The organism is Ruegeria halocynthiae, assembly GCF_000743705.1.
Taxonomy (GTDB): Bacteria; Pseudomonadota; Alphaproteobacteria; order Rhodobacterales; family Rhodobacteraceae; genus Ruegeria; species Ruegeria halocynthiae_B.
In genome coordinates, this window is sequence record NZ_JQEZ01000005.1 from 155,623 (window position 1) to 166,592 (window position 10,970).

The window sequence follows — 10,970 nt, forward strand, 5'->3', positions numbered from 1 at the left end:
TCCTACCCCAGAGCACCGATCGAGAAATTCTGGTACATGCCCCAAAGCGACGTGATCAGAATTGAGATCATGCCAATGATTTGTGTGTAAATTCGACAGCGGATCAAAGACTTGCCAACGATGTCCAACGAGGTGTCGCCCTGCCGTAGTTTGCGTGCAGTCGAAATGTTGATGAGCATCACAAAACACACCGGAAACAAAAGCAGAAACACCGCCTGGGCGAATTCGACGCTATAGTAAAAGCCCAACATAGCCAGACCGCTGAAAAAGAAACAGCTAAAGCCCAGAATGGCCAGACCCGAAACCTCGGTTATATAAAGCAACCGGTTCCTGTTGATCCGTACGATGTCCAGCAGGTCCTGTTCGGCCTGCCCTCCGGCCCGACGCGCACGCACCAGCAGATCATAGGGTACACCCATCGCCCAGTGGCTTGCCGACGACCACACCACGGCCAGAACGATCCAATACCACAGATTCGAAAAGCTGCGCATGTCGATGATTTCGAAAATCGTTGAGTATAAGTCCAAGCGTCAGCCCTTTGTTCCCGGCCCTAAGGGGTTTTCGCGCAGGCGCGTCAATCGTAACCCTTGAGACCACAGGGAATTCATGCCACCCAATGCGGGAATATTCAAGGAGAGCGCGACATGAAACCCACCATCGCCCCCTATCCCCTGACCCGGTTCCGCCGGGCGCGCCAATCGCAGTCTGTCCGGGGTCTGGTTCGGGAAAATACGTTGACCACAGATGATCTGATCTGGCCGGTTTTCGTGCGCGATGGCGAAGGCGTGGAGGAACCCGTGCCGTCAATGCCCGGCGTCATGCGTCGCTCGGTCGATCTGATTGCCAAGGCAGCGGTTGAGGCGCAGGCGTTGGGAATCCCGGCGATTTGCATCTTTCCCTACACCGACGCCAGCCTGAAAACCGAAGATTGCGCGGAGGCCTGGAGCCCCGACAACCTGTCCAATCGCGCCATCCGCGCGATCAAGGCCGCAGCCCCGGATATCGCGGTGATGACTGACGTGGCGCTGGACCCCTATAACATCAACGGCCACGATGGCTTTGTCGTTGATGGCGAAATTGTGAATGACCAGACGGTCGAGGCGCTGGTGAAAATGACGCTGGCGCAGGCCGATTCCGGTGCCGACATCATCGGCCCGTCCGACATGATGGACGGCCGGATCGGTGCGATGCGCCAGGCGCTGGAGGCCGCGGGGCATCACAATGTGATGATCCTCAGCTATGCCGCGAAATACGCCAGCGCATTTTACGGCCCGTTCCGCGATGCAGTAGGCGCATCCGGCGCGCTGACCGGTGATAAAAAGACCTATCAGATGGACCCGGCAAACTCGAACGAGGCGCTGCGCCTGATCGAACGCGATCTGACCGAAGGGGCCGACATGGTGATGATCAAGCCCGGGATGCCGTATCTGGACATCTGCCGCCGCGTGAAAGATGCCTTTGGTGCGCCGACTTACGCCTATCAGGTATCAGGTGAATACGCGATGGTTCAGGCAGCGGCGCAAAACGGCTGGATTGACGGTGAAAAGGTAATGCTGGAAAGCCTGATGGCGTTCAAGCGCGCAGGCTGTGATGGCATCCTGACCTACTTTGCCCCGCAGGTCGCGCGCATCCTTCAGGGTTAAATCCCAATAAAGTCGCAATTTTTCGCCGATTGCGCGCTGTGTTTACACAGCTTTCCCGTGACACGCGGACGCAATCGGCGTATTCTTGCACATAAGATCGGGATTACCCGACACTTCAGGCAGTTATACAGAGAACAAAAAACATGAGCAGTTCCAACTCTCCTCGACTGAACCGTCGTGGCTTTGCTTTTGGCATGGCCGGGCTGACCGTGACCGCAGCCTGCGGCAACGGTGTGGGCAATTCGAATGCGACCGCGATCGACGCGCGCGTCGACGCCACGCTGAACGAAATGTACACGCGTTATCCCAACACGGTGGAAATCGCGAACAAGGCAAACGGTATGCTTGTCATGCCCCTGATCACCGAGGCCGGGTTTATCTTTGGCGGTGGGTTCGGTCAGGGAGCGCTGCGCATTCAGGGCGCCACGGTCGATTATTATTCCGCCGTAAAAGGCACCGCCGGGTTGCAGATCGGCGCGCAGCAATATGCGCATGTTCTGTTCTTCATGACCGAAGACGCGCTGAATGATTTCCGCCGCTCGACCGGTTGGACCGCAGGGGCCGACGTCGGTTATGTGGTCGATGCAACCGGCAACACCTTGTCGACGACAACCACTACGTTGCGCACCCCTGTCATCGCGGCAATCTTTGGCCAGGCTGGCCTGCTGTTCGGGGCAACCGTCGAAGGCATCAAATACACAAGAATCATTCCGTAACCTCATACCACCCCCCCCCTCAAAGAACCCCGCCATCAGCTTTTGCCCGTGGCGGGGTTTTTCGTTTAAAGGGCTGTAATCACGATATTCCCGGGCTGTCCCTCTTTCAGTCGGCGCAGGCATCCACTAGTCTTGGCGCAATCCGGGATTGATCAGGAATGTGGGCCACAAATGGGATTTGTTTTTCGCTGGCTTGTGCGTATTGCCTCGGGTCTTGTCCTGCTTGCTCTGGCCGCCGTCGTGCTGGTTTACTTTCTGGCCAGCCAATCCCTGCCGGACTACGACCAGACGGTCGAAGTCAGCGGCCTGAGCGCCCCGGTCGAGATTGTCCGCGACACCGCCAATGTTCCCCATGTCCTGGCCGCAAACGACCCGGATGTATTCTACGGGTTGGGCTATGCCCACGCACAGGACCGCCTGTGGCAGATGACCATCATGCGCCGTACCGCGCAGGGTCGCCTGTCCGAAGTTTTCGGCCCCCGCACGGTGCATATCGACAAGCTGTTGCGCCGGTTGGATCTGTACGGGTTGGCCCATCGGTCAGTTGACGCGCAGGATGATTATACCAAAGCTGCATTGCGTGCCTATTCCGCCGGAGTGAACGCGCGGCTGAATGAAATCAATGAGAAAGCACTGGGACGCGGCGCGCCCGAGATGTTCTTGTTCAACGCGCCGGTCTCTCCCTGGCAACCCGGTGACAGCATCGCGGTGATCAAGTTGATGAGCCTGCAATTGTCCGGCCATCTGAAAGACGAAGTTCTGCGCGCCCGAACCTCGCTGATGCTGAACGATACCGCGCGGCTGTCCGATATTCTGCCCGATGTTCCGGGTGCAGGGATTGCAGCGCTGCCCGAATATGCAGCGTTGTTTCCCAACCTGCCGCAATATGCCAGGGGCACAGCAATGCCCGACACCCCACTGTCGCCTTTCCCGAAACGCGGGCTGGCCGGGGCATCGAACGCATGGACGGCCGCCCCCACGCGGTCAGCCAGCGGTGGCACTCTGTTGGCCAATGATCCGCATCTGGGATTTACCGCGCCCGGTGTCTGGTATCTGGCCCGGCTGGAACTGGCCAAAGGCGGCGTCATCGGCGCGACCATCCCCGGCATCCCTGCCGTCATGACCGGGCGCAGCGATCGTTTGGGATGGGGGCTGACGTCATCCTATCTGGACGATCAGGATGTGCACATCGAACAGCTGAACCCCGACAACCCCGAAGAATACCTGACCCCCGATGGGTACAAGACATTCCGCACGCGCCCCTCGATCATCGAAATCAAGGACGAAGCACCCATCACACTGACCCTGCGCTGGACTGAAAATGGCCCCGTCCTGCCCGGCAGTCACTATGATCTGGAAACCATCACCCCACCCGGGCATGTTGCGTCGCTGTCCTGGACAGCACTCAGCCCGCAGGACACGTCGATGTCGGCGTCGATGGCGCTGATGAATTCGGACAACGTCCGCCAGGCCATTGACGTGGCCGAAGGGTTCATCGCGCCCTCGCAAAACCTGTCTCTGGTGGACAAGGACACCATCGGCCTAAAACTGATCGGCGCCATGCCCCGACGCGACTTGCGAAACCAAAGCCAGGGTCGCATCCCGACGCCCGGCTGGCTGGCCGAGAACCTTTGGCAAGGGCGCCTGCCCTATGCCAACAATCCGGAATTCGTGTCCCCTGCGGGCGGAATTCTGGGCAATACGAACAACAAGATTATCGACCGGCCCTTTCCGGACCACGTGTCGTATGAATGGGGCGATTCCCAACGCGTCCATCGTTGGGAACGCCTGATGCAATCGCGTGAAGTTCACACGCGCGACAGCTTTATCGAGGCGCAACTGGATACCGTCAGCTTTACCGCCCGTTCGCTGCTGCCGTTGATCGGCGCGGACCTGTGGTTCACCGGCGCATCCGCACCCGAAGGCACGCCCGAGCGACAACGCCAAATCGCTCTGTCGCTGCTGGCCGAGTGGAATGGCGAGATGAACGAGCATCTGCCTGAACCTCTGATCTATGCCGCTTGGGTGCGCGCCCTGCAGATTCGGCTGATCTCGGACGAGCTGGGGCCATTGGCCGCCGAATACAAACATGTGGAGCCGCTGTTCATTGAACGCGTGTATCGCAACATTGACGGGGCATCGGTCTGGTGCGACGTCCGCCAAAGCGCACCCACTGAAACCTGCACCGACATGGCGCGGCTGGCTTTGGACGATGCGCTGATCTGGATCGCCGAGAATTACGGCAGCGCGCTGCAATCCCTGCGCTGGGGCGATGCCCATGAGGCCACTCATGACCATCCGGTTCTGGGCTCAGTCCCGGTGCTGCGGTATTTCGTCAACATCCGGCAATCGACCAGCGGCGGGGACAACACCCTGCTGCGCGGGCGAACGTCGGGCGAAGGGCCTGATCCCTTCCAGAACGTGCATGGTGCGGGATATCGCGGGGTTTATGATTTTGCCGACCCGGACAGCTCGGTCTTTATCACGGCTACGGGTCAGTCGGGCCATTTCCTGTCGCGCTATTATGACGATCAGGCGCAGCTGTGGCGGCGGGGGGAATACATCCCGATGTCCCTGGACATTGACCTGGCCCGTGCGGCCGCCGTTGGGGTGACAAATCTAATCCCGCGCTGATTTCTGCCTTTTCGGCAGGACCTTGCCCCTTTTTTACCCCACCGTGGACGCCGACCCGTGTTTTCGCCTACGATCTGTAGGCCAACTTTATTGGAACCGGGGGTTTAGATGGCTAGTATTCGCGACAGGCTGAACAATCTCGCGCGGGATTACGCCATCGCCTGGAGCTCGGGCGAGCCCGAGGCGGTGGCCAGTTTTTTTGCACCTGACGGGCAAATCACGATCAATCGGGGCGAACCGATTGTCGGGCGCGCAGCATTGGTTGACATGGTGCGCGGGTTCTACGCCGACTTCCCCGATCTTGAGGTGCGCTGCGATATGCTGCGCTGGGCCGGAACCCATGCCATCTTTGTCTGGACGCTGGAAGGGCATCATTCTGAAACCGGCAACCACGTCGTCACACGCGGCTGGGAAGAGTGGGAGATGACCACGAACAACAAGATTCAATCGTCCCTGGGTTGGTTCGATGCGGATGACTATCAGCGGCAAATTGACGGCGGCTGACACGGTACCAACGCTGCGCTATTTGATTGTCACCGAGTAATCCCGAGGGATGCCCTGCGTGATCCGGAACCATTCAGAGTTTTTCGTCCGGTACTGATGCGCGTCGAAAGCGGCCTGATTTTCGAAAACCTCGGACACGTTAAAATGCCCGGGGCGCGCCGCGTCCTCGGTGACGTCGAAAGACACGCATCCCGGCTCTGCCCGTGTCAGGGCAATGTGGTCAGGCAGCGCTTTTCGCACCTGCGTCAGCCTGTCTTCGGGCACGGTGATGTGACCGTCCAGATGTACTTTGGCCTCTGCACCGCTCATCGTGAAATCCCCCGTTGGCTGGCCCACAAGATCAAAGCGCGGAATACTGCGACGCCTGTTTGTCCGTCCAAAACACGGTTATTTCGAACCCGTCTTCGGTCTGCTGTTCAGATTTCACGACATCCTGCCGAAACAGCCAGGCCCGCTTGTTGCCTTCGGCAAATCCCAACGTCAGCGTCACCTCGTGCCGCGCGCCTTGCAGCTTTGTCGCAACTTCGGATAGCAGGGGGTCAACTCCCTCACCCGTGACCGCCGAGATGGCAAAGATCGAAGGGTCGCGGTCCGCGCGTGCCAACGCAGCTTCGCGTTCGTCCGGATTCAGCAGGTCAATCTTGTTCCAGACCTCAAGCCGCGGGCGATCGTCGTCAACACCCAGCGACGTCAGGATCGTTTCCACATCCCGCGCCTGAGCTTCGGAATCCTCGTGACTGATGTCGCGCACATGCACGACCAGATCAGCGCCAAGCACTTCTTCCAGCGTTGCCCGAAAGGCCGCGACCAATTCGGTCGGCAGGTTCGAGATGAAGCCCACCGTGTCCGACAGGATCACCTCGGGGCCGTCCGGCAGCTCGACCCGGCGCATGGTCGGGTCCAGCGTGGCAAACAGCATGTCCTTGGCCATCACCTCGGCCCCGGTCAAGCGGTTGAACAAGGTCGACTTTCCGGCGTTCGTATAGCCCACCAGCGCAACAATCGGATACGGCACCTTGGCACGCGCGGCGCGGTGCAGCGTGCGAGTCTTGATGACCTTTTGCAATTGGCGACGCAGCCGCACAAGCTGGTCGTCGATGGCGCGGCGGTCAGCCTCGATCTGGGTTTCGCCGGGGCCGCCGACAAATCCCAATCCGCCCCGCTGACGTTCAAGGTGGGTCCAGGCGCGCACCAGACGCGTGCGTTGATAGCTGAGCGCGGCCATCTCGACCTGCAACACACCTTCGCGGGTGCGCGCGCGGTCGCTGAAAATCTCAAGGATCAGGCCGGTCCGGTCCAGAATTTTGACCTTCCACGCCTTTTCCAGATTGCGCTGCTGTACCGGGGTCACGGGACCGTCGATCAAAACCAGTTCGACCTCATTGTCATGAAACCGTTCGCCCAGTTCTTCGATCTTGCCGCTGCCGAAAAGATATCCCGCCTGCGCGCGTGGCAGGCGCACGATTTCGGACCCGATCACATCCAGATCGGGCAAAGCGGCGGCCAGTGCCACCGCTTCCTCTAACGCCGGTTCGGGGACACGGCGTTGTTCGTCTGATTTGATATCCGGATGCAGCACCCAAGCCCGGGTGCGCACCCTGTCATGTTCCATCAAGAGGCGTCTTCGCCCTCATACAGGTTGATCGGTTGCGACGGCATGATCGTCGAAATCGCGTGCTTATACACAAGCTGCGACTGTCCGTCGCGCCGCAACAGGACGCAGAAATTGTCGAACCAGGTGATCACACCCTGCAATTTCACACCGTTGATCAGGAATATTGTGACCGGGACCTTTGCCTTGCGTACATTATTCAGGAACGCGTCCTGCAGATTCTGTCTGTCCGAAGCCATATTTTTATAATCTCGCCATTGTTCTTGCTACGCGCTGCGGACCAACGCGCTCCCTCCGAGTGAGTATGGAGTGGAGTTAACCGATATTCCAGATCAAAAATCAGCCAAGATCATGGGCGTTGTTTCTCAGTCTCGCCAGAGTGTTGGTGTGATCAGGGCAATGATTGCCAGGGTTTCCAACCGACCGATCACCATCGCCGCGCACATGGTCAGCTTGGCGCCACCCGACAGATCAACCAGCCGGATCGGCACATCCGTTGCCAGTTCGATCAGCGGTCCTGTTGTGCTCAGCGCGGCGACGGTTAGCACCATTGCCTGCTCAAACCCTGCGCCGGTGATCGAAAGCAAGACGTTGAACACCGCCGCCGTCAACGCGAACATCATCAGAAATATCCACGCAATAAAGGCACCATCGCTTTGAATGCGCCGGTTGCCGCCGCCGACCCCGCTGACGGACGAAGGGTAGATCAGGCGATCAATCTCGCGCGCGCCGTTCAGATACAGGGCGAAGACGCGCAGCAGTTTGACCCCACCCGCAGTTGTCGCAACCCCGCCCCCGATCAACGCCAACCCCATCAGGATCAACCCCGGGGTACCCAACCCCGAAAGCTGCTGCGCGTCGTTCCAATTGGCGCTTTCAAACCCCGCCGTCGTCAGGAAAGACAGAACCGTGAACAACATGCCCCAGATCACATGCAGCGCCTGCATCGGTGCCATCTGATTACCGATCTCGTTCACGCCAGCCAGAACCCGAAAGAACAACAACACAGCGACACTGCCAACGATAATCAGGCCGATCCGAAATTCGGGGTCCTGATCCAGCCGGGAGTATCCAGAAGTGGCCGTATCCGTCGAAAAGGTCAGGCGCGACAGGGCGAAAAACAGAAAAAGGAACAAAATGACCTCGCCTGTTATGCCGGCCTCAGCCCCCTCCATCCCACCGACCGGAGATATTCCGGAGGTCGCCATCGTCGACATCGCATGACAGATGGCCGTCAGTCCCTGTTCACCCGCAACCAACAGCAGCAGCCAGATGACGGCCGTCAAGCCCGCATAGATCGGTGTCAGCGTCCGTGTGACACGGATCAGGCGCCCGCGTGGGTCGACCTTTTCGTTCTGGGCCACACCGGAAACCGGCCGGCCGGGCTGCCCGCGCGCGGTGATTTCGAACCCGCCCAACGAAAGCGGAGCCAATATGGCAGCGGCTGAAATCCACATCAGCAAGCCACCCATCCATCCTACCAACGCACGCCACAGATGCAGTGGCGCGGTCAAACGATCCGGGTCGGGGAAAATGTCCGCCCCGGTCGTGGTCAGGGCGCTGACCATATCGAAATAGGCGTTCAGAAACGTCGTGTTCCCAAGGGCATCGTGCAACGGGATCGCAAGAAACAATGGCAGGACGGTAAAACACCCCAACAACACCGCCAACTGTCCCAACGTGCCTCGGCGCGGCACCCGGTTCGACGACGCCACCGAGATCGTGGCCACCACAAAAAGACCCAGCAACCCGGAATAAAAGAAGGACCGGGACGTTTCGTGATCATCCAGTGCAAGCGCGTAAATCGCGGGTATCCACATGGAAAATGAAACAATACCCCAGATCAGCAGGAACAGCGGCAAGCGCCGCAAAAGCCCGATCTTTTGTATCCGCACACGCCCCATCAGAAGAAATCAATCGAGACCTGCATCAAGCGTTCGACCTCGGGCACGTCCTTGGCCATGGCAAAGATCGCGACCACGTCTTTCTCTTCGATCCTCAGGCTACCGGTCGGGCGCAGCAGCTCATCCCCCTTGAGGACAGCGCCGACCAGCACACCTTCGGGGAAATCTATGTCGCGCAGCCGTTGACCGGCCATTGGCGAGGTTGAAAGGACTTCGGCCTCGATCACTTCGGCCTCGGCATCGCCGATGGAATAGACCTGGCGCACCCGCCCATGACGGATGTGCCGCAGGATCGAGCTGACGGTGGTCGCCCGCGGGTTGATATAGGCGTCGATGCCCAAAGGCCCCATCAGCGCCACCATGCTGGGGTCGTTGATCAGCGCAATCGCCAGCGCACAGCCTTCGGCCTTGGCGCGCACAGCGGCCAGCATATTGGCCCGGTCGTCGTCGGTAACAGCCAGCATCGCATCCGCCCGGTCGATCCCGGCCTCACGCAGCAAGGCCGCGTCCAGCCCGTCGCCATTCAGAACGATTGTCCGCTCAAGCGCTTCGGCGGCCAGTTCCGCACATTTCCGGTCCCGTTCGATGACCTTGGCCCGAACGCGGCTTTCGCGTTCTTCCAGCGTGCGCGCGACCTCAAGCCCGACGTTGCCGCCGCCGACAATAACCACGCGGTCCTGTTTCTTTTGCGTCTTGCCAAAGACCTCCATCGTGCGGTCCACGTCTTTGACGTTGGTAAAGACGTAACATTCGTCACCCACAAACAGTTGATCCTCGGATTCCGGAGCGAACAGCGTACCTTCGCGCCGCACCCCGACAACGATCGAGCTGAGAGTTGAAAACAGGTCTGTCAGTTGCCGCAGTGGGGTGTTCACGATCGGGCAGTCTTCGTCGATGCGGATACCCAGTAACTGAGCCTTGCCGTCCATGAACGTTTCAGTATCAAACGCGGATGGGGCGGACAGGCGGCGCATGGCGGCGGCGGCCACCTCACGCTCGGGGCTGATCACCACGTCGATGGGCAGATGGTCGCGGCGGTACAGGTCCGAGTGGATTGCCTCAAGATAGGATTTGGACCGCAGGCGGGCGATCTTGCGCTGGATCGAAAACACGGAATGCGCCATCTGGCAGGTGACCATGTTCACCTCGTCCGAATGGGTCGCCGCGATGATCATGTCAGCGTCACGCGCCCCGGCCCGGTCCAGCACATCCGGGTAGCTGGCGAACCCTGCAATCCCCTGCACGTCCAGCGTTTCGGTCGCGCGGCGCACCAGATCGGGGTTGTTGTCCACCACCGTCACGTCATTCAGCTCGCCCGACAGGTGCCGTGCAATCTGCCAGCCAACCTGACCGGCACCGCATATGATGACCTTCATGTTTTTGGCCCCTCTGCCTGAAATGTTTGAATGACAGATGCCCTGATAGTGGTCAATTGAATTGTCATGACCGTAAAGCTGAGGCAAGATAAGTGCATGAAATCAGTGCTTCGTTTGCTACTTCCTGTGATGGTCCTGTCCTCTTGCGGTCCACTCTCGCTGTATTACCGCGAGGGTGAAAGCGTGTCGCGCATGCAGACCGAGACCACGCAATGCCAGGTTCAGGCCCTCAAGGATGCCCCTGTTGCCAATCAGGTACGGCAAGGCGCGCCAACATATTGGCCCGGCCGGACCTATTGCGACAGTCAGGGGCGATGCCATCGCTCGCCCGGCTGGTGGCAGCCGGGACAGGTCTATACCGTTGACGTCAACAAAGGTCTGCGCAACACGGTCGAGGCGCAATGCATGGCCCAAAAAGGCTATCGCCCGGTCAGCCTGCCGCCTTGCAAACAGGGTGTGAAATCCCGCGTGCCCGCCGTGCCAACGACGACATTGCCGCCGCTCAGCACCCAATCGTGTTTCGTGAAATTCGACAACGGGTCATTCCAGATCATAACCCCCGGTCAGGCCGGGTAGCCGCC

11 protein-coding genes are annotated in these 10,970 nt (G+C 59.6%); 5 read left to right on the plus strand and 6 right to left on the minus strand.

From position 1 onward, the window contains the following. Window positions 1-2: 2 nt before the first annotated feature. Complete coding sequence (locus JT51_RS17670; RefSeq protein WP_037315874.1) at window positions 3-527, minus strand: hypothetical protein; 525 nt, start codon at window positions 525-527, stop codon at window positions 3-5. Between the two features lie 117 nt (window positions 528-644). Between JT51_RS17670 and hemB the strand changes: the two genes are divergently transcribed. From hemB to JT51_RS17690, 4 genes are all read left to right on the plus strand, one after another. Then, window positions 645-1,643: a porphobilinogen synthase gene (gene hemB, locus JT51_RS17675; RefSeq protein ID WP_037315877.1), complete on the plus strand. Its 999-nt coding sequence runs from the start codon at window positions 645-647 to the stop codon at window positions 1,641-1,643. 143 nt (window positions 1,644-1,786) lie between these two features. Then, window positions 1,787-2,359, plus strand: a complete 573-nt coding sequence (locus JT51_RS17680; protein WP_037315880.1) for a YSC84-related protein — start codon at window positions 1,787-1,789, stop codon at window positions 2,357-2,359. Between the two features lie 171 nt (window positions 2,360-2,530). Next, window positions 2,531-4,993: a penicillin acylase family protein gene (locus JT51_RS17685; protein WP_037315882.1), complete on the plus strand. Its 2,463-nt coding sequence runs from the start codon at window positions 2,531-2,533 to the stop codon at window positions 4,991-4,993. A 108-nt stretch (window positions 4,994-5,101) separates the two neighbouring features. Continuing rightward, a complete protein-coding gene (locus JT51_RS17690) occupies window positions 5,102-5,497 on the plus strand; it encodes a nuclear transport factor 2 family protein (protein WP_037315886.1) in 396 nt (131 codons plus the stop codon). Between the two features lie 18 nt (window positions 5,498-5,515). Here the strand turns inward: JT51_RS17690 and JT51_RS17695 are convergent, their stop codons facing one another. From JT51_RS17695 to trkA, 5 genes are all read right to left on the minus strand, one after another. Then, a complete protein-coding gene (locus JT51_RS17695) occupies window positions 5,516-5,806 on the minus strand; it encodes a putative quinol monooxygenase (RefSeq protein ID WP_037315889.1) in 291 nt (96 codons plus the stop codon). 31 nt (window positions 5,807-5,837) lie between these two features. Further along, the gene (gene hflX / locus JT51_RS17700) at window positions 5,838-7,109 is read right to left on the minus strand and encodes a GTPase HflX (RefSeq protein ID WP_037315892.1); all 1,272 of its coding nucleotides are present in this window, start codon (window positions 7,107-7,109) and stop codon (window positions 5,838-5,840) included. Further along, window positions 7,109-7,348, minus strand: coding sequence for an RNA chaperone Hfq (hfq, locus tag JT51_RS17705; protein WP_005982826.1), 240 nt, complete (start codon window positions 7,346-7,348; stop codon window positions 7,109-7,111). The genes hflX and hfq overlap by 1 nt, the downstream gene beginning before the upstream one ends. 126 nt (window positions 7,349-7,474) lie before the next feature. Then, window positions 7,475-9,013, minus strand: coding sequence for a TrkH family potassium uptake protein (locus JT51_RS17710; protein ID WP_037315896.1), 1,539 nt, complete (start codon window positions 9,011-9,013; stop codon window positions 7,475-7,477). Next, window positions 9,013-10,389: a Trk system potassium transporter TrkA gene (trkA, locus tag JT51_RS17715; RefSeq protein WP_037315899.1), complete on the minus strand. Its 1,377-nt coding sequence runs from the start codon at window positions 10,387-10,389 to the stop codon at window positions 9,013-9,015. Before trkA ends, JT51_RS17710 begins: the two co-directional genes overlap by 1 nt. A gap of 96 nt (window positions 10,390-10,485) precedes the next feature. Between trkA and JT51_RS17720 the strand changes: the two genes are divergently transcribed. Then, window positions 10,486-10,965, plus strand: coding sequence for a hypothetical protein (locus JT51_RS17720; RefSeq protein WP_037315902.1), 480 nt, complete (start codon window positions 10,486-10,488; stop codon window positions 10,963-10,965). Window positions 10,966-10,970: the final 5 nt, after the last annotated feature.